Origin of the sequence: Nocardia sp. NPDC050710, assembly GCF_040654375.1 — a bacterium.
Taxonomy (GTDB): domain Bacteria; phylum Actinomycetota; class Actinomycetes; order Mycobacteriales; family Mycobacteriaceae; genus Nocardia.
This window is the reverse complement of record NZ_JBFAHV010000027.1, coordinates 1-19,972: the sequence shown is the minus strand read 5'-3', so window position 1 is coordinate 19,972 and position 19,972 is coordinate 1. Positions and strand designations below refer to the sequence as shown.

19 protein-coding genes and 1 rRNA gene are annotated in these 19,972 nt (G+C 67.9%); 3 read left to right on the top strand and 17 right to left on the bottom strand.

What is annotated here, in order from left to right:
- Positions 1 to 8: 8 nt before the first annotated feature.
- From scpB to AB0H61_RS32760, 9 genes are all read right to left on the bottom strand, one after another.
- A complete protein-coding gene (gene scpB, locus AB0H61_RS32800; RefSeq protein WP_357311626.1) occupies positions 9 to 860 on the bottom strand; it encodes an SMC-Scp complex subunit ScpB in 852 nt (283 codons plus the stop codon).
- Positions 857 to 1,669, bottom strand: coding sequence for a segregation/condensation protein A (locus AB0H61_RS32795; protein WP_357311697.1), 813 nt, complete (start codon positions 1,667 to 1,669; stop codon positions 857 to 859). Before AB0H61_RS32795 ends, scpB begins: the two co-directional genes overlap by 4 nt.
- A 164-nt stretch (positions 1,670 to 1,833) precedes the next feature.
- Positions 1,834 to 2,778 carry a ParA family protein gene (locus AB0H61_RS32790; protein ID WP_357311696.1) on the bottom strand — a complete coding sequence of 315 codons (945 nt, stop codon included), beginning with the start codon at positions 2,776 to 2,778 and terminating at the stop codon, positions 1,834 to 1,836.
- A gap of 340 nt (positions 2,779 to 3,118) precedes the next feature.
- The gene (xerD, locus tag AB0H61_RS32785; protein ID WP_357311625.1) at positions 3,119 to 4,072 is read right to left on the bottom strand and encodes a site-specific tyrosine recombinase XerD; all 954 of its coding nucleotides are present in this window, start codon (positions 4,070 to 4,072) and stop codon (positions 3,119 to 3,121) included.
- Between the two features lie 11 nt (positions 4,073 to 4,083).
- Positions 4,084 to 4,740: an NUDIX hydrolase gene (locus AB0H61_RS32780; RefSeq protein ID WP_357311624.1), complete on the bottom strand. Its 657-nt coding sequence runs from the start codon at positions 4,738 to 4,740 to the stop codon at positions 4,084 to 4,086.
- Positions 4,741 to 4,922: 182 nt separating this feature from the next.
- Positions 4,923 to 6,644 carry a CTP synthase gene (locus AB0H61_RS32775; RefSeq protein ID WP_357311623.1) on the bottom strand — a complete coding sequence of 574 codons (1,722 nt, stop codon included), beginning with the start codon at positions 6,642 to 6,644 and terminating at the stop codon, positions 4,923 to 4,925.
- 290 nt (positions 6,645 to 6,934) lie between these two features.
- Entirely contained in the window at positions 6,935 to 7,879 is a 945-nt protein-coding gene (locus AB0H61_RS32770) for a copper transporter (protein ID WP_357311622.1), read from the bottom strand.
- Between the two features lie 30 nt (positions 7,880 to 7,909).
- Positions 7,910 to 9,124 (bottom strand): putative cytokinetic ring protein SteA, encoded by a 1,215-nt coding sequence (gene steA, locus AB0H61_RS32765; RefSeq protein ID WP_357311621.1) that lies wholly within the window; start codon positions 9,122 to 9,124, stop codon positions 7,910 to 7,912.
- A gap of 106 nt (positions 9,125 to 9,230) precedes the next feature.
- Positions 9,231 to 9,428 carry a hypothetical protein gene (locus AB0H61_RS32760; protein WP_357311620.1) on the bottom strand — a complete coding sequence of 66 codons (198 nt, stop codon included), beginning with the start codon at positions 9,426 to 9,428 and terminating at the stop codon, positions 9,231 to 9,233.
- Here AB0H61_RS32760 and AB0H61_RS32755 point away from each other — a divergent pair.
- A complete protein-coding gene (locus AB0H61_RS32755; protein ID WP_357311695.1) occupies positions 9,394 to 9,774 on the top strand; it encodes an SHOCT domain-containing protein in 381 nt (126 codons plus the stop codon). The two genes, AB0H61_RS32760 and AB0H61_RS32755, sit on opposite strands and share 35 nt — an antisense overlap.
- An 88-nt stretch (positions 9,775 to 9,862) precedes the next feature.
- Here the strand turns inward: AB0H61_RS32755 and AB0H61_RS32750 are convergent, their stop codons facing one another.
- Positions 9,863 to 11,152 carry an NtaA/DmoA family FMN-dependent monooxygenase gene (locus AB0H61_RS32750; protein ID WP_357311619.1) on the bottom strand — a complete coding sequence of 430 codons (1,290 nt, stop codon included), beginning with the start codon at positions 11,150 to 11,152 and terminating at the stop codon, positions 9,863 to 9,865.
- A gap of 543 nt (positions 11,153 to 11,695) precedes the next feature.
- Here AB0H61_RS32750 and AB0H61_RS32745 point away from each other — a divergent pair.
- Positions 11,696 to 12,115, top strand: coding sequence for an SRPBCC family protein (locus AB0H61_RS32745; RefSeq protein WP_357311618.1), 420 nt, complete (start codon positions 11,696 to 11,698; stop codon positions 12,113 to 12,115).
- Between the two features lie 100 nt (positions 12,116 to 12,215).
- Here AB0H61_RS32745 and recN read toward each other — a convergent pair whose 3' ends face one another.
- The 6 genes from recN to AB0H61_RS32715 form a co-directional block, all read right to left on the bottom strand.
- Positions 12,216 to 13,985, bottom strand: coding sequence for a DNA repair protein RecN (recN, locus tag AB0H61_RS32740; protein ID WP_357311617.1), 1,770 nt, complete (start codon positions 13,983 to 13,985; stop codon positions 12,216 to 12,218).
- Entirely contained in the window at positions 13,985 to 14,998 is a 1,014-nt protein-coding gene (locus AB0H61_RS32735; protein WP_357311616.1) for an NAD kinase, read from the bottom strand. The genes recN and AB0H61_RS32735 overlap by 1 nt, the downstream gene beginning before the upstream one ends.
- Positions 14,995 to 15,816: a TlyA family RNA methyltransferase gene (locus AB0H61_RS32730; RefSeq protein ID WP_357311615.1), complete on the bottom strand. Its 822-nt coding sequence runs from the start codon at positions 15,814 to 15,816 to the stop codon at positions 14,995 to 14,997. Before AB0H61_RS32730 ends, AB0H61_RS32735 begins: the two co-directional genes overlap by 4 nt.
- 1 nt (position 15,817) lies before the next feature.
- Positions 15,818 to 16,090 (bottom strand): hypothetical protein, encoded by a 273-nt coding sequence (locus AB0H61_RS32725; protein WP_357311614.1) that lies wholly within the window; start codon positions 16,088 to 16,090, stop codon positions 15,818 to 15,820.
- A gap of 49 nt (positions 16,091 to 16,139) precedes the next feature.
- Positions 16,140 to 17,048 carry an HAD-IIA family hydrolase gene (locus AB0H61_RS32720; protein WP_357311613.1) on the bottom strand — a complete coding sequence of 303 codons (909 nt, stop codon included), beginning with the start codon at positions 17,046 to 17,048 and terminating at the stop codon, positions 16,140 to 16,142.
- A gap of 824 nt (positions 17,049 to 17,872) precedes the next feature.
- Entirely contained in the window at positions 17,873 to 18,910 is a 1,038-nt protein-coding gene (locus tag AB0H61_RS32715) for a hypothetical protein (protein WP_357311694.1), read from the bottom strand.
- Positions 18,911 to 19,318: 408 nt separating this feature from the next.
- On the opposite strand from AB0H61_RS32715, the gene AB0H61_RS32710 reads away from it, so the two are divergent.
- Positions 19,319 to 19,597, top strand: a complete 279-nt coding sequence (locus AB0H61_RS32710) for a hypothetical protein (RefSeq protein WP_357311701.1) — start codon at positions 19,319 to 19,321, stop codon at positions 19,595 to 19,597.
- Between the two features lie 284 nt (positions 19,598 to 19,881).
- Here the strand turns inward: AB0H61_RS32710 and rrf are convergent.
- Positions 19,882 to 19,972: ribosomal RNA gene (rrf, locus tag AB0H61_RS32705) — 5S ribosomal RNA — on the bottom strand; the annotation flags it as partial.

Below are 19,972 nucleotides of genomic sequence, written 5' to 3'. Positions count from 1 at the left end.
CTGTCCTGTCAGTCCTCGGTGCCGAGATCCAGGTCGGACTCGGCGGGTTTTTTCAGCCTGGTGTAACGGGGATCCGTATCCAGACTGTCGTTGATCTCATCGATCAGGTCGACGCCCGGAAGCAGGGGCGCCAGCGGTGGCAGATCCGACAGCGAGGCAAGTCCGATCCGTTCCAGGAACAGTTCGGTCGTGCAGTACTGCGTGCCGTTCGTTTCCGGGTCGACACCAGCCTCGGCGATCAATCCACGAGCCAGCAGCGTTCGCATCACACCGTCGACATTCACGCCCCGGACCGCGCTGACCCTGGTTCGGGTCACCGGTTGGCGGTAGGCCACCACCGCCAATGTTTCCAACGCCGCCCGGGTCAATTTGGTCCGGGCACCGTCGAGCAACACCCGTTCCACATAGGGTGCGTACTCGCTGCGAGTATAGAAGCGCCACCCGTCCCCGACGAAACGCAGGTCGATGCCGCTGCCCCTGGCGGAGAGCTCGGCCGACATCGCGCGCAGCGCCGCCTCGACCCGCTCGGTGGTGTCGTCCAGGGCCGCGGCCAGCTGTTCTACCGGGGCGGGAGCGTCCACAACCAGCAGCATGGCTTCCAGCGCGCTGCGGAATTCGGTGTCGTCGAGGACCTCGGGGGTGAACTCCGCCACTGTCGGCCCTGGCGTCGGCCGAGCGTCGGAGTCGGGCGCGTCCAGGTCGACTGTGCTCGAGATCTCGGATTCGTCCGGCCGATCCGCGCGATCCACGGCCGCGGACGCGGCCGTGGGAGCCGCCGAGCCGGAACCGCCCGCCGTGCCCGAGATGTCCACCAAATCCGCGGACCCGGTATCCATCGCCTGCTCGCTGGGCTCGTTCACCCGTAGTCCTCCTCGATCATGACGGTCTGCGCCTGCTCCGCATCCGGGTCGAGCTCGCCGATCCAGCTGACCGCGAGCGGGCCGAGCGGGTCCGGCTGGTCGAACTCGATCGTCTTACCCCGGTAGAGCTCGAGCAACGCCAGGAAGCGCGCGACGATCTGCACCGCCACCTCGCAATCGGCGACCAGCTCGGCGAAGGTGGTCCAACCGCCCGCCCCGCGTTCCTTGAGCCGCTCCAAGACCCGCGCCGCTTCCTCGGCGACCGAGATCGCGTGCGAATGCAGGTGATCGAGCCCGACCTTGGGGATCGGACGAGGCCGGAAGGCCACGGCGGCGATCTGGGCGAAGCCTGCCGCGTCGACTCCCAGCGTAACCTCGGGCATCAGGTCGGCGAAGCGTTCCTCCAGGCCGACGGCGCGCGGGTAGCGGCGCAGCGCGACGGCCTCCAGCTCGCCCAGCAGTTCGGCGACCTGTTTGAACGCGCGGTACTGCAGCAGGCGCGCGAAGAGCAGATCGCGGGCCTCCAGCAGCTCCAGATCCTCGGTATCGGTCACCTCGCCCGACGGCAGCAACCGGGCCGCCTTCAAATCGAGCAGCGTCGCGGCGACCACCAGGAATTCGGTGGTCTGGTCCAGGATCTTATCCGCGCGCAGCCCTGATTCCTCGGCCATATTCGAGGTCAAAGCCTTGGTGTAGGCGATGAATTCGTCGGTGACCTGGTGCAACGCCACCTCGGTGACATCCAACTTGCGCGAACTGATCAGGGTCAGCAGCAGATCGAACGGGCCCTGGAAGTTGCTGAGCTTCAGGTGGAATCCGGACGGCTGCGCCGGTTCTCCGGGCGTCTCGGTGGCCTCCGACGCGGCAGCGGGCGCCGCTGGTACAGGCACGACGGCACCGCCCGGCGCCGCGATATCGTCCGAGCCGGACTTTTCCGTGCTTGTCGTCTGTGGCGCCCGGGTTCTCGCGTCGCTCACCGGCCGGACCGGTGGATGACTTCCCGCGCCATCGCCCGATACGATTCGGCCCCACCGGATTTCGGCGCCCACGTGGTGATGGGCTCACCCGCGACGCTGGCGTCCGGGAAACGGACGGTGCGCGAGATGGCGGTGTCGTACACCAGGTCGCCGAAGACCTCGACGACGCGAGCCATGACCTGACGCGAATGTAGTAGCCGGGCGTCGAACATGGTTACCACGATGCCGTAGAGGCTCAGCCGCGGGTTCAGCCGGTCGCGCACCTTCTCCACGGTGTCGTTGAGCAGCGCGAGTCCACGCAGCGAGAAGTACTCGCACTCCATCGGAATGATCACGCCATCCGAACAGGCCAGCGCGTTCACGGTCAGTAAGCCCAGCGACGGCTGGCAGTCGATGAGGATGTAGTCGTAGCGGTTGCGCACCGGTTCCAGTGCACGGCCCAGCGTCTGCTCCCGGCCGACCTCGTTGACCAGCTGGATCTCCGCCGCCGAGAGGTCGATATTGCTGGGCAGCAGATCCAAATTCTCGACCCGGGTCGGCATCAGCACATCGTCGATGGAGGTGCGGGATCCGATCAGCAGGTTGTGCACGGTCAGATCCAGGTCGTGGTGCGCGACACCGAGGCCCGCCGAGAGCGCGCCCTGCGGGTCGAGATCCACCAGCAGCACTCGGCGGCCGTATTCGGCCAGCGCGGCACCGAGATTGATGGTCGAGGTGGTCTTGCCGACCCCGCCCTTCTGGTTGCACATGGCGACAATAAGCGCGTCACCTTGCCTGGACACTGGTGGCGGGTCCGGCACGAGACGCAGCGGACGCCCCGTGGGCCCGAGTTCCGCGCTCTCCGGTACAGGTTCGGCCCCGTTGCCCCACAGCGTTTCCGCCGCGGCGTCCGAGTACGGTCCCGGCGGGGGGCCCGTAAGCGGCTGCGCCCCAGCACCCATCGGCGATTCTGCCGCTCCGGCTGTCGTCACGATCCGCTGCTCCTTATGCGTTCTGCCTGTTGCCTCGCCCGAGCGTAGCGAGGCCGATCAGGCCCGACCTCGCTTTCGTACGGTCCAGCTCTCGATAGACGCTACCGCTTGACAGGTCGAGACCCACGTTCGGACACGCGACACGGCGTCCCATAGTATGCGTGCTGTCCCACCCCACCCCGCCGCGTGACGCGACCGAGCTGCCGGAAGTACCCGGACCGGACGATACCCGGTGCGCGGACAGCGAGGAACTCCCCGGATTTACCAGCGGTGGCATCGATAGTCGGCTGCGGAGCCTGCCTCGGGTCCGCTAGTGGGCGCGCGGATGCGCGGTCGACCAGACTTCACGCAGCGTATTGACGGTCACCAGCGTGTAGATCTGGGTGGTGGTCACCGAGGCGTGTCCCAGGAGTTCCTGCACCACACGGACATCCGCGCCGCCGTCGAGGAGGTGGGTGGCGAAGGAGTGGCGCAGCGTGTGCGGGGAGACGGCGGCGCCGATGCCCGCGCGCTCGGCGGCGGTCTGCAACACCTGCCAGGCACTCTGCCGGGACAGACGCCCGCCTCGGGCGTTCAGGAACAGCGCTCCGCCGTTGCTCTTTCCGCTGGCCGCCAGCATCGGACGGCCGCGGACCAGGTACGCGTCGACAGCGGCAAGGGCGGGGCGACCGATCGGGACCAGCCGCTGTTTGCCGCCCTTACCGTGCAGGACAACGGCGCGTTCGCCGGAATCGATATCGTCGACGTCGAGGCCGACCATTTCCGAGATCCGCGCGCCGGTCGAATAGAGCAGTTCCAGCAGGCCACGGTCACGCAGGCCACGCGGACCGCCGTCGGCGCCGGAGACGGGGTCGGCGGGGTTCGTCGGCCCGCCGCCCGCCGCCTCCAGCAAACGCAGCACCTGCTCGTAGGGCAATGCCTTGGGCAGCCGACGGCCCGGTGCCGGCGGCTTGACGGCGTGCGCGACATCGGTGGTGGTGATGCCCTCGGCGGCGGCGAAGCGGTGCAGCCCGCGCACCGCGATCAACGCGCGCGCGACGGAGCTCGCGGCCAATGGCGGATGCTCGGCGCCGCCCGCCCGCAACGCCATGGTGAACTCGGCGACGTCGGCCTCGACAACCCTGTCGAGTTCGGTGATGCCGCGGGCTGTCAGGAAATCCCGGTAGCGGTCCAGATCGCGACGGTAGGCGCCGAGGGTGTTGCGCGCCGCTCCGCGCTCGACCGCGAGATGGTCGAGATAGGCGTCGATTTCGCGCGCGAGCACCTCGGATCCCGTCAGTCCGCGGACTGCTGCCGCGCCTGGCGGCGCAGGAAGGCGGTGGGCTGACCCGGCCACGGCGCGTCGGCGGGTCGTAGCGTGATGCCGTCCGCGCGGGCCGCGGCGAGGGCCAGCACGCCCGCCACCGCCGTCGCGTTGACGATCTCCCCCGCCAGCGCCGCGCGCACGGCCGCACTGACGGGCATGCGCACCACCTGCAGGTCCGCTTCCTCGTTCTCCGGCTCCGGCTGGTCGACCTCGTACAGTCCACGCGCCAGGTAGACCCGTAATGCTTCGTCGGTGAAGCCCGGCGAGAGCGCCACGTCGACCAGCACCGACCAGTCCCGAGCGGCCAGCCCGGTCTCCTCGGCCAGCTCACGCCGGGCCGCCTCGAGCGGATCCTCACCGTGCACGTCCAACAGACCGGCGGGCAGTTCCAGCAACCGCCCTCCGATCGGATGCCGGTACTGATCAATGAGCACCAGCTCATCGTTGTCATCGATCGCGGCGATCGCTACCGCGGCGTGATGTTCGATCACCTCGCGCTCGACGACCCTGCCACCGGGCATCGCGACCTGATCCAACCGCAGCGCGAGAATGGCCCCGCTGTAGACGGTTCTGCTGGACACGATCTCGAAATCGTGGCTGCCTCGGCTCGCCTCGTTCGGACTCACGACCGCACCTCACTCACCTCGGGCTCGCCGGATGCGACCACATCGCACCGCCCGTGCCCCGCCGACACTCCGCCGCAGGTTATACCCACCGCGCGCCCGCTGCACTCCCACACGACCGCGACGCCCCGTGCGCCGGGTAGCGTCGCGAACGAATCGCTCGTCCGCTCGCGACGCTCACTCACTCAGGAATTCTGTTCCGCGTTCGCCAATTCGTCATCCGGCATGTCGACCGGAAGCCGTTCGGCCAGCTTGTATTTCAGCGCCGCCGAGATCAGCGACGCGAAAAGCGGATGCGGACGGGTCGGACGGCTCTTGAGCTCCGGATGCGCCTGGGTGGCCACGAAGAACGGGTGTACGTCGGCCGGGTACTCGACGAATTCGACCAGGTGCCCGTCCGGGGAGGTCCCGCTGAATCGCAGGCCGCTCGCGGCGATCTTGTCGCGGTAGGCGTTGTTCACCTCGTACCGGTGCCGGTGGCGTTCGGAGACATTCTCGCTGCCGTAGGCGTGCGCGACGACCGAGCCCTTGGCCAGGGTCGCCGGATAGGCGCCCAGCCGCATGGTGCCTCCGAGATCGGCCGCACCGGCGACGATCTCCTCCTGATCGGCCATGGTCGAGATCACCGGATGCGGGGTGTCCGGCTCGAATTCGGCCGAGTTGGCCTCGGTCAGCCCGACCGAACGGGCCGCTTCGATCACCACGCACTGGAGGCCGAGACAGAGACCGAGCAGCGGAATGCCGCGGGTCCGGGCGAAGCGGATCGCGCCGACCTTGCCCTCGATGCCGCGGATGCCGAACCCGCCGGGGATCAGTACCGCGTCCACCTCGCGCAGCGCGTTGGCCGCGCCCGCCTCGGTCTCGCATTCGTCGGAGGGCACCCAGCGGATCTGCACCTTGGCCCGCGAGGCGAATCCGCCCGCGCGCAGTGCCTCGGTGACCGACAGGTAGGCGTCCGGCAGGTCGACGTACTTGCCGACCAGCGCCACCTCGACGGTCTCGCGCGGCGAATGCACCCGATCGAGCAGATCGCCCCAGACGGTCCAGTCGACGTCGCGGAACGGCAGGCCGAGCCTGCGCACCACGTAGGCGTCCAGGCCCTCGCGGTGCAGCACCTTCGGGATGTCGTAGATGGACGGCGCGTCCGGGGTGGAGATGCAAGCGTCGACTTCGACGTCGCACATCAGCGCGATCTTGCTCTTCAGCGCCTGCGGCACCTCGCGGTCGCAGCGCAGGATCAACGCGTCGGGCTGGATACCGATATTGCGCAGCGCGGCGACCGAGTGCTGGGTCGGCTTGGTCTTCAACTCGCCCGAGGGCGCCAGATACGGCACCAGCGAGACGTGCAGGAAGAAGACGTTGTCCCGGCCGACGTCGTGGCGGATCTGGCGGGCCGCCTCCAGGAAGGGCTGTGACTCGATGTCGCCGACGGTGCCGCCGATCTCGGTGATCACCACGTCGGGCACCTGCCCCTGGAGATCCGGACCCTGCATCGCGAGGATTCGGCTCTTGATCTCGTCGGTGATGTGCGGGATGACCTGCACCGTGTCACCGAGGTATTCGCCGCGTCGCTCCTTGGCGATGACCGACGAATAGATTTGCCCCGTGGTGACATTCGCGTCCCGGGACAGGTCGCGGTCCAGGAACCGCTCGTAGTGGCCGACGTCGAGATCGGTCTCGGCGCCATCCTCCGTCACGAACACCTCTCCGTGCTGGAACGGATTCATGGTGCCCGGATCGACGTTCAGATACGGGTCGAGTTTCTGCATGGTGACGCGCAGACCGCGCGCCGTCAGCAGCTGACCGAGGCTGGAAGCGGTAAGGCCTTTACCCAATGAGGAGGCGACACCACCGCTGACGAAGATGTGTTTCGTGGCAGTTCGCGCCTGAATCCGTGTTTGACCCACGGGTCTTCACGGTAACACGGATGCGTTGCGCCGATCGCATGCCACGCACGTTTGCCTGGAAGTCGCTGCGGGTTGTCGACGGGGCCCGGTGCACGGCGTTCACACCCTGAGCTCGGCGTTGCGGATGTGCGGGGGCACGGTGTGCCGATGCGGCGGCCGGGCGACTGTGAGACAACTCGCCTCGACATCCGACCGGTATCGCGCTACCGCACCCCGGTGAATATCGCTGGAACACCACCCCGGCGGCCGGTTGGCCGGGACATGACGCCGGAAAGCAGTGGCGAAGTCAGCTAGCGCGGCAGCCCGGAGAGGGTCAATGACGTCGCCTTCGTACCGGTACCGTAGCGGCCCGCTCCCCCGTTGAGCTGCTCGGTCAGGCCGAGCACCGCGGTGACGCGCCCGATCTCACGGTCCAGATTGTCGACGGTGGTCACGGTGGTGGCCAGTGCCGAATCGGAACGGGTGGCGTCGATCGGGCCGGAATTGTCGGCCGCACCCGGCCTGCCCGCGAGCACCGTGCCCGCGCCCCGGCCGCGCAGTGCGCCCGCGAAACGGGCGATATTCGAACCTTGGGAATTCTCAGCGGATTTCGCGCCGTTGCCGGTGATGACGAGGGCAAGCTGGGCCGGATGTACCGGGGTGTCGCCGTAGGCGAGGAATCCGCCGCCGCGCAGGGTTTCCAGTACCAGACCGAGTTCCTGCGGGGTGCTGCGCGGTTGCGCGTTGACCGGATCGAGCAGCAGCGCCAGGCCGAGCAGATCGCCCGCCATACTGCCCTGATCGACCGCGCCGGTGCGCAGTTGGGCTCCGGCCGGGATGACATTGGTGAGTGTGGTGCGCATCCGGTCACCTTCGTCGGCATCCACGAAGGCATCGGTGAGTGCGATCCGGCCGGTCACCGTGGCGCCCGAGGTCTCCAGGCCCTTGGTCACCGACTCGATATCGGCGGGATCGGCATCCGGGGTGGTGAAGACGACGACGCTGCGGTCGGCGAGGGTGCCGCCCAGTATGCGACCCGCCGAATCCGCGATGAAGCGGTCGGCGGCGTCCAGTTCGACGGCGAGCTCCCGGTTCTGCGTGAACAGTGTGTCGACCTGCTGACGCAGTTCGGTTTTATCCGAGCGCAATCCGGACAGCATGTCCGCCGCCAGCGTTTGGGAACCGAGTACCACGCCGATCGCGATCGAGAGGAAGATCGCGACGATCGACATGGCGTGCTGGCGAAACGAAATCATGATCCTCCTGTGCTCGTGGCCGGCAGACCCCTATAGGCCGCCGGCGCCGACTAGGCCCTGCGCCCACAGCGCGAGCCGGTTCCAGCTATCGATGGCCCAGTTCGTGACCTCACCGCCGGTGTTGGAGGCAAGCAGCACCACGATCACCGCGACCAGCGCCGCGAGCACCACCATGGCGATGGCGACACCGGACATTCGGTTGCGGTAGAGGGTGGCGACGGCTTTGGCGTCCATCAGCTTGGTGCCGATCTTGAGCCGGGTCAGGAAGGTGGCCGGATTGCTGTCGCGGCGACCGCGATCGAAGAAGTCGTCCAGCGAGGCGGCCGCGCCCGCGGTCACGATCAGTGCCGCGCCGTGGTGGTGTGCCAGCAGCAGGGCCAGATCGGCGGGGGCACCGGAGGAGGGGAAAGTGGTGGCGCCGATACCGAGGTCTTGGATGCGCTCCAGACCCCTGGCGTGACCGTCGGTGTCGGCAGGCAGGATCACCTCGGCGCCGGATTTCAGGGTGGCGGTGGTGATTTCGTCCGGATCACCGACGATCAGGTCGGGCCGGTAGCCGCGCTTCATCAGGGTGTCCGCGCCGCGGCCGACCCCGACCATGATCGGGGCGTACTCCTTGATGAACGGCTTGAGTCGCTTGAGATCGTCCGCGTGATCGGAACCGTCGGCCACCACGACGACATGCCGGTTCCTCATGCATAGTTCCAGCTCGGGTACCCCGATGCCGTCGATCAGCAGTGCGCTTTCCGTGCGGATGAACTCGATGGTGTTGCCCGCGAAGGCCTCCAGGTGGTCGGCCAGACCGTTGCGGGCCTCGATCATCCGTTCCGTGATGCCGGATTCGGTGAGCTCGATGCCCTCGACCAGAACCTCGGGTTCCTTCTTGGTGAGCTTGTCGGCGTAGACGACGCCCTCGGCGATGCGGACCTTGGCTCCGTCCTTGATTCTGGTGAAGGCATCCGAGCTGACCGTATCCAGCAGCAGGACCCCGTTGGCCACCAGAACCTCCGGGCCGAGATTGGGATACCTGCCGGAGATCGACGGCGAGGTGTTGACGACCGCGGTGACGCCGGCTTCGACGAGCCGGTCGGCGGTCATCCGGTCCAGATCCATCTCGTCGAGGACCGCGACATCGCCGGGGCCTACGCGCCGCAGCAGACGCCGGGTGTTTCGATCAACCCGGGCCACCCCGGTGAGCCCGGGCAGCGATTCGGTGTTCTTCGACAACATGGCCAGCATCTTCATGGCCCGATGATGGTCGCGAACCCTCAATCATTGGTGGAGGCGCGCCGTAACATACATCACATTCGTCACTGTGATACTTCCTGTAACAAATCCCGACCGCCCGGATCTATTTGCGCGACGCAATTGACCACACCACGGTTTTTGCCGTGAAATCACCCGCTGCGTGTGAGGGAATCGGGACGCCGCGCAGCCATGGTTGAACCACGTCGCATGAAAGCGCGATGCCATCGTGCTGACGGCGCCCCGGTGCCGCGGCCTCGGAAAGGGCGATCGACATGTCTTTTTGGGACATTATCTGGTTCATCGTGGTGAGCTTCCTCTTCGTCGCTTACCTGATGGTGCTGTTCTCGATCCTCACGGACCTGTTCCGTGATAAGGACACATCGGGCTGGGCGAAAGCGATTTGGGTGGTCTTCCTGCTCATATGCCCATTCCTGGCGGCCCTGATTTATCTGATCGTCCGTGGGAAGAGCATGGCGGAACGACGCGTGGCCGATACGCTCGAATTGAAGGCCGCCCAGGACGAATACATCCGCAAGGTCGCGGGGGCCGACGCGGCATCACAGATCGCGACCGGGAAGAAGTTGCTCGACGAAGGCGCGATCAGCGCCGAGGAGTTCGAGCAGATCAAGCGCACCGCACTGCAATAGCCGCGCATTCGACAGGCTTGCGGCGCTGCCCGCCCACCGCCGCAAGTCCGTCGAGACGCATTCGGCATGCGGAGCTCCGGAGCGCGGCTCAGTCCGGGAGAGCGGGCAGTTCGAGATTCGCGCGGAAGGTGTCGCCGACATAGTCGGTGCCGACGATGCCACGGCGACGCAGTTCCGGGAGCAGTCCGTTCAGCAGGAAGTCACGGGTGCGCGGCTCGGCGAGACCGCCGAGTGAGATGACGTCGAGGACACCCGCGTTGTAGCGTTCCTCGATCGCATCCGCGAGTTGCTCCGGCGTCCCCGCGGCAGCCCAGTGACCGGTGTCTTTCGATGCGATGATCAACTCGCGCAACGTCTTTCCCGTTCGAGCAAGCTTGGCGAAGATCTCCGCCCGCCCGCGCCTGCGGTTGACCGAAGAGACGTCGGGCAGCAGATCGTCCGGAATCGGCCGATCCAGCGGTAGCGCGGAAAGGTCTACGCCGCCGCCGAACATATCCTCGAGCACCGCGCGGCCCGCATCGAGATCGATGGCCTCGGCCTGCTCCCGCACAACCCGGCGCACCTCCGCTTCCGACGCACCGTAGGTGGCGTGGAAGGAACTCATGATCAGGGGCAACCCGTCGGCGCGTCCGAATTCGGTGGCGCGAGTACGGATCCGCTTGGTGTAGGTGACGGCGTCTTCCAGTGTCGGCAGCGAAGTGAAGACCACTTCCGCGAACCGGGCGCCGAGTTCGACGCCGCCGTCGGACTGTCCCGCTTGGAACTGCACCGGCCTGCGCTGCGGCAGCGGTGGAATATTCAGCGGTCCGCGCACCGTGAAGAACTGTCCCACATGGTCGATCGGGTGCACCAGGCCGGAATCCAGCACCGCGCCGCCGCGACCGTCGGGGGTCAGCGCGCCCGGGCGCCAGCTGTCGTAGAGCGCGTTGACGACCTTTATCGATTCGGCCGCCTGCGCGCACCGCTCCTCCGGACTGGGCAACTCCTGGTCGCCGTAGTTCTCCTCACCGACCGAGGAGGTAACCGCATTCCATGCGGCGCGACCATTGCTGATGTGGTCGACCGTGCCGAACAGCCGTGCCAGGTTGTAGGGGTGGTGGAAGGTCGTCGTCACCGTCGCGATGAGTCCGACGTGCGAGGTGACCGCGCTCAGAGCCGAGAGAAAGATCAACGGCTCCTGCGCGCCGATCGCGCCCTGCGCACCGAAACTCAGCAGGTCCGCCGCGAACAATGCGTCGAATCCGTTGTCCTCGGCGATCTTCGCGATCTCGATCGAGGAGGCGACGGTGGACACCTCGGGGTCGAGCGCGGCCGAATAGACGTTCACCGCCCCGCTCACACCCGTCACCGTCTTGAGCGGCCTACGCCGTGCAACCATGTGATATCTCCTCCGGATGGTCGTCAGTGCTCGCTCGTCGAGGGCGGGTCCGTCGGCAGCTTGGCGGCCCGCCAGGCCGGAAAGCCACCCTCGACGTGTGCCCATGCGGCAGCCCGGAGGCGACCGGTCCCGATCCGTTGATCGGGTTTCCCACCGCTGTTCTCCTCGTCTGCCCGCCACGTGATCACGTCCGGCACACATTCCGGGTCGCCTTTCACGCTGCGCCGAATCGCCGCCGGAGACAACGGACTCGATCATGCTGATTCCAACCGACGACCGGATTCGCCCTCGCCGCCGGGGATGCCCGCGCTCGCCTCGGACACCGTGGTGAGCGCGGGCGCCCGCACCACCGAGACCGCGGCGTGGTCAGCAGTGCGAACCGACCACCTTCGACACGATCGCCGTACTCGTCGCCGCGCGCGCCGGGACACGTAGCATCCCGATGTCCGCGCCGCGCGGCTGTGATTCGAGTGACACGCCTCACGGTGTGGTGGCGTGATACCTATACACTTCCCGTCACAGACAGCTCAAAGAGGAGACATCATGGCCAGCAGCACCGTTGATGCCGTCATCCCGGCCCCGCGTGAGGTCGTCTACCGGTTCTTCGCCGAGCGTGACGGGATCAATCCGTACCTGCCGGTCGATTTCACGCTGAAGAAGCCGGGCACGCCCACGCCGAACGGTGTCGGCGCGCAGTACCAGATCGGCAAGGCCGGGGTCGGGTTCGTCGAGGAGACCACCGATCTGGTCCCCGGCGAGCGGATGGAATACAAGATCATCAAGGGCGCCCCGGTCAAGCGCCACGTCGGCATCATCACCTTCACCGACGCCGATAACGGGACCCTGGTCTCGTACACGATGGAGTCGGAGCCCATCCTGCCGGTACCCGCGAAGGTGCTCGAATTCGGGCTGCGCAATCTGATCAACCAGTTCATCAAGGGTGCGCAGAAGGCGCTGGGCTGAGTTCATCGCCGGGCACCGCTGACGAACCCTCGCGCGCATAGCGTGCGAGGGTTCGTCCGTATTCGGGTCCGGAATCCGGAGCAAGTGCAGGACGCCCCGGTCAGGCGGGGGTGCGCTCCGCCCGCGCCGTCTCGAGAAGTTCCTCGGCATGCGCGCGTCCGGTTTCGGTGTCATCCAGACCAGCCAGCATCCGCGCCAGCTCGATGACGCGCTCATCCTTGGTCAGCGCGCGAACACCGCTGTTGACCTTGCCCTTGCCGTCATCGGACTTATCGACCACCAAGTGGGTGTCGGCGAAGGCCGCAACCTGCGGCAGGTGGGTCACCACGATCACCTGGTGGGTGCGCGCAAGACGGGCAAGACGACGCCCGATCTCCACCGCGGCGCGGCCGCCGACACCCGCGTCGACCTCGTCGAAGACCATGGTTGCCCCGTGATCCGAACTGGCCAGCACCACCTCGAGCGCGAGCATGACACGGGAGAGTTCACCACCGGATGCGCTCTTGCTCAACGGAAGTGACTGCGCACCGGAATGCGCGGAGAGCCGGAACTCCACCTCGTCCACCCCGGACGAACCGGCGTGCAGCTCTATCCCGCCGACAGTGAGCGGCGCCGAATCCTGCGCGCCCGCGGGCACCGGCCGCACGTCGACCTCGAGCCGCGCCTTACCCATGGCCAGCCCGCCGAGTTCCGCGCTGACCGCCGAGGCGAGCTTGCTCGCCGACCTGGTGCGTGCGGTCGTCAACTTACGCGCCGCCTCCCGCACCTTCTCCGCCGCGACACCCACCTCTCTGTCGAGTTTCGCGAGGGCTTCCTCGGAGACGTCCAGTGAATCCAGCCGGGTGCGGGCGTCATCGGCCCATGCGATGACCCCGTCGATATCGGGAGCGTATTTGCGGGTCAGGCTCTTGAGTTCGGCCTGCCGGATGAGCAGCGAATCCAGCGCGCCCGGATCCGAGGGCAGGTCCGACAGATACCCGCTGAGGTCGGTGGTGAGATCGACCACCACCGCGATCGCCTCCCCCAGCCGCGGCGCGAGCACGGATAGCGCCGGATCATCCGCCGATTCCAGGCGGGCACGGGCGGCGCCGAGCAATTCCAGTGCGCCGGAACCGGCTTCGGGCGAATCGGACGGACCGGCCAGCGCATCGTGTGCGGTCGCGGCAGCCTCGCGCAACGAATCCAGATCGCTGAGCCTGCGTACCTCGTCCACGATCCGCACATCCTCGCCGGGTTCCGGGGCGATGGCGTCGATTTCGTTCAGCGAATGTTTGAGCCGATCCGCCTCGAGTGCGAGTTCGCGGCTACGGGCCGTGCGCTCGAGGAGTTCGGCGCGGGCAGCCAGCCACGAGCGCCGGTACACCTGATATTTGCGCAACAGCGGCCCGACGGTGTCGCCCGCGAACTGGTCCAGTGCGTTGAGCTGTTGATCGGGGCGCTGCAACCGCAACTGATCGTTCTGGCCGTGGACGGTGAGCAGCGGCGCGGTGAATTCGGCGAGCACCGAGGCCGGAACCCCTCGCCCGCCCAGATGCGCGCGCGAGCGTCCGTCGGTGCCCACCGTGCGCACCGCGATAATGCTGCCGTCGTCGTCGGTTCGGGCCGCCGACGATTCCAGCACCTCGGCGACCTCCGCGCGGGCCGCCTCGTTCACATCCTCGACGGTGAACCGCCCCTCCACTACCGCGCGCTGGGCGCCGAGCCGGACCCGGCCCGCATCGGCCCGCGCTCCGCTCAGCAGGTGCAGGCTGGTGACCACCATGGTCTTACCCGCGCCGGTCTCACCGGTGAGGACGGTCAGCCCCTCGTGGAATTGCGCGGTGGCGGTGGATATGACGCCGAGTCCGTCAATCCTGATCTCTGTCAGCACTAGTCCTCACCCACCCCGCCAGCTCCGCTGGCTGCCGTCCCCCTGCTGCTCTCCGTTCGCCGTCGGCCACGCCAGCCGGTCACGGGCAACTGGAACTTGCGCACCATCCGATCCGCGAACGGCGCGGAGTCCAGCCGCACCCAGCGCACGGGTTCGGCGCCGCGGACCGCTTCCACCCGGCCACCGCGCGGCAGAGCCAGGGTACGCCTGCCATCCAGGAAAACTATCGCATCATGGCCCGTCGCAACCGATTCCACCGCGATCCGAGACTCGGGGCTGGTCACCAGCGGCCGCGCGAACAGGGCATGCGCATTGCTCGGAATCACCAGCAGCGCCTCGAGCTCCGGCCACACCACCGGGCCGCCCGCGGAGAACGCGTAGGCGGTGGAACCGGTCGGGGTGGACAAGAGGATGCCGTCGCAGCCGAATGCCGAAACCGGGCGGCCATCGACCTCCAGCACAACCTCGAGGACCCCCATCCGGGACGCGTTCTCGATACTGGCCTCGTTCAACGCCCAGCCGGATTCGACGATTTCGTCGTCCACCCGAACCGTGACGTCGATGGTCATCCGGTGTTCGATGCGGTAGTCGCCGCGCACCACCTGGGCCAGCGCCTCGTCCAGATGCTCGGCCTCGGCCTCGGTGAGAAACCCGATGCGGCCCAGGTTGATTCCCAGCACCGGCACCGACGCGGGTCTGGCCAATTCGGCGGCACGCAGGAAGGTCCCGTCGCCGCCGAGTACCAGCACCATCTCGCAGCCGACCGCCGCATCGGGATCGTGCGGGACCACCCGCGCCGGATACCCGCCGGGTTCGGCCACCGCCAGCACATTGGCGTTGGGATCCTCGCATTCGAACCGGGTGCTATCGGCCTCGTCGGCCAGTACCCGCAAACCGATGCCCGCGTCCGCGAAGATCTTCGCGACGCGATGGGCGGTTTCGATGATCTCCGCCCGTCCCGGATGCGAGACCAGCAGAATTTCCCGTCCGCCGGCCCCGGCAGGCGCGTTCACTGTGGACCCTCCTCAACCGCACGATCGACGAGGGCCGCGACCTGCTCGCCGTCGTATTCGAACTGCCCTTCATTACGCAACCACAAGAAGTATTCGACATTCCCGGACGGACCGGGCAGCGGGCTGGCCACCGCGCCGAGCGTGCGCAGCCCGTGCGCAGCCGCGACCCGGGCGACCTCCCGCACCGCCTCCGCACGCAGGGCCGGATCTCGCACCACGCCACCGGATCCCACGCGCTCCTTACCCACCTCGAACTGCGGCTTCACCATGGGCAGCAGATCGGCGCCGGGCGCGGTGCAGGCGGCCAGTGCGGGCAACACCAGGCCGAGTGAGATGAACGACAGATCGCCGACGACCAGGTCGACGGTGCCGCCGATCATGTCGGGGGTGAGAATGCGGACATTGGTGCGGTCGAGGACCCGGACCCGCTCATCGTTCTGCAGCCGCCAGATCAGCTGGCCGTAACCGACGTCGACGGCGACCACCTCGCCCGCCTCCTTGGACAGCAACACATCGGTGAACCCCCCGGTCGACGCACCCGCATCCAGGCAGCGTTTACCCGCGACGGTGATACCGAGCGGCTCGAACGCCGCCAGCGCGCCCAACAACTTGTGCGCACCGCGCGACGCCCACGACACCTCGTCGGGTTGCTCACGCACCAGCAGCGGTGTGCCCGCCTCGACCGCGGTCGCCGGTTTCACGGCGACCGTTCCAGCTATCAGGACGCGGCCCGCGCCGATCAACTCGACCGCGTGCTCTCGCGATCGTGCCAACCCGCGGCGAACCAATTCGGCGTCCACCCGCGCGCGCCTGGCCACCTCAGATCTTGTCCACCGTGGCCAGGGCCTGGACGAGCACATCGTGCGCCTGTTCCAGGATGCGGGCGCGGCGGGTGATATCCGCGCCGGATTCGGTGCTGTCCGCCGCCGGATTCACCCAGTGCGACCGCGAGTCGAGTTCGGCGAGCAATGCGTCGATCTCACTGCGAATCCGCGCCGGGTCGGCGGGCTCCGGGCGCCCCGGCGCGCCGGACAGATGCTGGCCGGGCAGCGGGACACCGGGACGGGGTCCGTTCGAGCCGGGTGCAGTCATGCCGGGTCCATTCGGGCGGGGTATCGGAGTACTCATCGTGGGGACAACGCTATCGGATTTCCGAACCGGACGCGCGTACCGTCACCGCCCGGCCGGGGTTACGACGCAGCAGTTCGGCCAGATCCGCGCCGAGGTCGACCTCCGTTTCGGACTCGACGGGCGGCTGGTTGAGTGCGTCCAGGGAGGTCGCGACGTAGGTGGGGATCCGCTCGGCGGGCGCGGCACGCAACTCGTCGAGGGTGCTGACACCGGTGAGAACCAGCAGCGATTCCAGGCCGACCCGGTTCGCCCCCTCGATATCGGTATCCAGTCGGTCCCCGACCACCAGCGCGCTGCGGGTGCCCGCCCGCACCAGCGCGTCTTCCATCAGCGGTGCGAAAGGTTTACCGGCGACGATCGGCTCCCGCTCGGACGCGGCGCGCAGCGCGGCGACCATCGCGCCGTTACCCGGCGCCAGCCCGCGTTCGTTCGGCAAGGTCTTATCGGTATTCGCCGCGACCCACAACGCCTCGGCGCGCAATGCATAGGCGGCTTCGGCGAGATCCGGCCACGCCGTCTGCGGCGAATGTCCTTGCACCACAGCGGCGGGGGCATCGCCATCGAATCGGCGGATCGACTTCAGGCCGACCGCGTCGACCTCCCGCGCGAGATCATCCGTGCCGACGACCAGCACCGCCGCGCCCGGCGCGAGCCGCTCGGCCAGCAGGCGGGCCGCGGCCTGGGCACTCGTCACCACGTCGTCGGTTACCGCCGGAAAACCCAGTTCCGCCAAATGCTCGGCGACCACCTCGGGCCCACGGCTCGCGTTGTTCGTCACATAGACGAGCCGCTGCGCCGCAGCCGAATTCACGCCCCCGGCCAACGCCTCGGGCGCGCCCTCGATCACCACGGGACCCCGATACAGCGTTCCGTCCAGATCCAGCAGCAGGGCCTCATAGCGATCCCGTAATCGCGTCACACCACTCTCACTCCGTGTCACCGTTCGGCACCACGCCGTCCGCACTTGCGCCGGTTCGCCCGACGACGGCCAGGCCGACCCTCGCCCCCGATCCGACAACCTCGGCGGCAGGCCGAGACCTCCGCACACTACGCCAGACCGCCGACATCCGGCTGTCGACTTCGTCACCTCCGTCGATGCCCGGCCGAGGATTCCGCTCTCGCGCGATCGGTTGTGCGCCGCGTCGCTGACACCTCACGACACCGGCCTGTGCACGAAATATTCCGGCCCAGCGCGGATTTCCGCAAGTGCGACTACCGGCGATCAGCGAAGTTCGTCGGCCCAGGGGGCACAGACGTCCAGCTGTCCCCAGGCAGGGCGGGGTGATCCGAGCCTGGGCGGTACAGATCCGCGCTGAGCAAATCACCGACGCCAGACTGGCCCTCCGGAAGAACCGGATCTACCCGATGACATCCGGGCTTCGGACCTCGACTCCGCGGTTCGAAACGATCTGCTCAGCTCCGATGACCGCGGTTTCAGGCGCAGTGGCTCCGATGATCGCGCGCCGATTCCGGTGAACGTTGCGACGCAGATCTGCGTGATAACGGCGGCGAGCGGTTTCGATTCCAGCTCCGTGTCTCGGACACAGAACTCCGCGGTGATCCCGTCGGGCAGGCCCGCCAGCGGCACTCCCGTGGTCGCGGCATGGGTGTGTGCGGGACAGTCGAGGTCTTCGGATGCGAAGAAGCTGTCCACGGCATTCCACACACAGTTGGGCTTCCGGCGGCGCAAACAACTGTGGCCCCGAACTGCGGGTCCGGGGCCAGAGTTGAACCGGGTGTCGTCTACTGGTCGCCGGTCAGTTCGGCGGCGCGTTCCTCGGCGTCGGTTTCGCCATCGAGGTCGGCGGAGGCGGAGTTGAGGAACCACTGGAGGCCCTCGTCGGTGCGTCCCGCGGCGACCAGGGCGTCGGCGTAGGCGTAGAAGAGCCGGGCCGCCGCCGAGCCGGTGCGGACGGGATCGAGGTCGGGGGTTTGCAGGGTCACCACGGCCTGGTCGTATTGGCCGAGATCCATACGAGCGCCCGCGACGACGATGCGGAGTTCGGTGGCCTCATCGCCGGTGAGGGTGCGTGCCTCATCGCTACGACCGAGTTCGATGGCGCGTTCGGGACGGCCGAGCCCGCGTTCGCAGTCGGCCATGACGGCGAGGAGGCCGGAACCTCCCGACATGCGGCGGGCGGTGCGCAGCTCGGAGAGGGCTTCTGCCCATTCGCCCGCGTGGTAAGCGGTGACACCGGCGGTTTCACGGACCACGGCAATCCGGCCGGCGCGTTGACGCGCGGCGCGGGCATGTGCGAGGGCCAGACCCGGGTCGTCGTCGATCAGGCGGACCGCCATCACGAGGTGGCGGGCGACAGTTTCAGCGTTGCCCTTGTCCAGGCTGAGCAGATCGCGTCGAACCGCGGGATCCAGGTCCGAAGCCTGAATGTCATCGGGCAGATCCGGTTCATCCGGACGGGGTGGCCTGCGATCCAGCCCTCGGCCGCCGGGGCCACCCGCCCGGGCGCCTTCACCACCGCGGCGACGATCCGCATCGCCACGCTCACCGAAATCACCGCGGCGATCATCGGAGCCGCCGCGCCTGGAACCGCGGTCATCGGAATCGCCGCCACGTTTGAAGCCACCGCGCTCGGCCGCATCCCCACTGCGCTTGAAGCCACCGCGCTCACCCGAATCGGATCTGTAGCCGCCACGTTCACCCGAGCCACCACCGCGGCTGAATCCGCCACGATCGTCGGAGTCGCCACCGCGCCTGGGGCCACCGCGCTCACCGGAGTCGCGGTTGTAGCCGCCGCGCTCACCCGAGCCACCGCGCTGGATACCACCACGATCACCGGAACCGCCACGGTTGAATCCGCCGCGGTCGCTGGAACCCGCGCCGCGGTTCGATGAGCCGCGGTCATCGGAATCGCGGCGGAAGCCACCACGATCACCCGAACCGCCACCGCGGCTGAAACCGCCACGCTCGCCGCCACGATTCGACCCGCCGCGATCATCGGCATCACCGCGGCGCTGGAAGCCACCACGATCACCGGAACCGCCGCCGCGGCTGTAACCGCCACGGTCACCGGCGCCACCACGATCACCCGAGTCACCGCGCTTGAAGCCGCCACGCTCGCCGGAATCACGGGTGTACCCGCCGCGTTCGCCCGAGCTATCGCGACTGAAACCACCGCGATCACCGGAAGCGCTGCCGCGCCTGAAGCCGCCGCCCTGACCGGAGTCGCGATGGGAACCGCTCCGGTCACCGGAGTCACCGCGGTGGAAACCACCGCGCGAGCCGGAGTCACCGCCGCGCTTGAAGCCGCCGCCCTGGCCGGAGTCGCGGTTGTACCCGCCGCGCTCACCCGAGCCACCGCGCTGGAAACCACCACGATCACCGGAAGCGCCGCGTCGGTCACCGGAATTGTCACGGGATCCGTACGTATTACGCTGCCCCGAGTCGCCGCCGCGACCCCCGGAACCCTCACCGCGCCGGAAGCCGCCGCGCTCACCCGAACCGCGTGAGCCGGACGCGCCTTCACCGGAGCGATGCTGGCGGCCTTCGCCCGATCCGGTGCCTCGGGACGGGCGGTCGGATCCCTCGCCGCGTCGGAAGGAGTTCCGACCGTCGTTCTGTTCCGACACGGTGATCCCTTTCTAGGTTCCGGAAGCCGGTGTTTCGTGGCCCCAACACAAATTCAACCACGCGCCGACCGTGGGGCAGAGACGCGGCAGCATGGCGCGGGCACGACAAGGTGCCCAAACGACGATAGGGGACCCAGAATCTGGGTCCCCTATCGTGAAGGATGTTCCGGCGGTGTCCTACTCTCCCACACCCTGTCGAGTGCAGTACCATCGGCGCTGGCAGGCTTAGCTTCCGGGTTCGGAATGGGACCGGGC

What these genes read in the sequence shown, in the direction of transcription:
- AB0H61_RS32790 (WP_357311696.1), bottom strand. Translation starts at nt 2,778, where the DNA reads ATGGGTGCTGGGGCGCAGCCGCTTACGGGCCCCCCGCCGGGACCGTAC.
- AB0H61_RS32710 (WP_357311701.1), top strand. Translation starts at nt 19,319, where the DNA reads ATGGGAACCGCTCCGGTCACCGGAGTCACCGCGGTGGAAACCACCGCG.
- AB0H61_RS32750 (WP_357311619.1), bottom strand. Translation starts at nt 11,152, where the DNA reads ATGGTTGCACGGCGTAGGCCGCTCAAGACGGTGACGGGTGTGAGCGGG.
- AB0H61_RS32770 (WP_357311622.1), bottom strand. Translation starts at nt 7,879, where the DNA reads ATGATTTCGTTTCGCCAGCACGCCATGTCGATCGTCGCGATCTTCCTC.
- steA (WP_357311621.1), bottom strand. Translation starts at nt 9,124, where the DNA reads ATGAAGATGCTGGCCATGTTGTCGAAGAACACCGAATCGCTGCCCGGG.
- AB0H61_RS32725 (WP_357311614.1), bottom strand. Translation starts at nt 16,090, where the DNA reads ATGACTGCACCCGGCTCGAACGGACCCCGTCCCGGTGTCCCGCTGCCC.
- AB0H61_RS32745 (WP_357311618.1), top strand. Translation starts at nt 11,696, where the DNA reads ATGGCCAGCAGCACCGTTGATGCCGTCATCCCGGCCCCGCGTGAGGTC.
- AB0H61_RS32760 (WP_357311620.1), bottom strand. Translation starts at nt 9,428, where the DNA reads ATGAACCAGATAATGTCCCAAAAAGACATGTCGATCGCCCTTTCCGAG.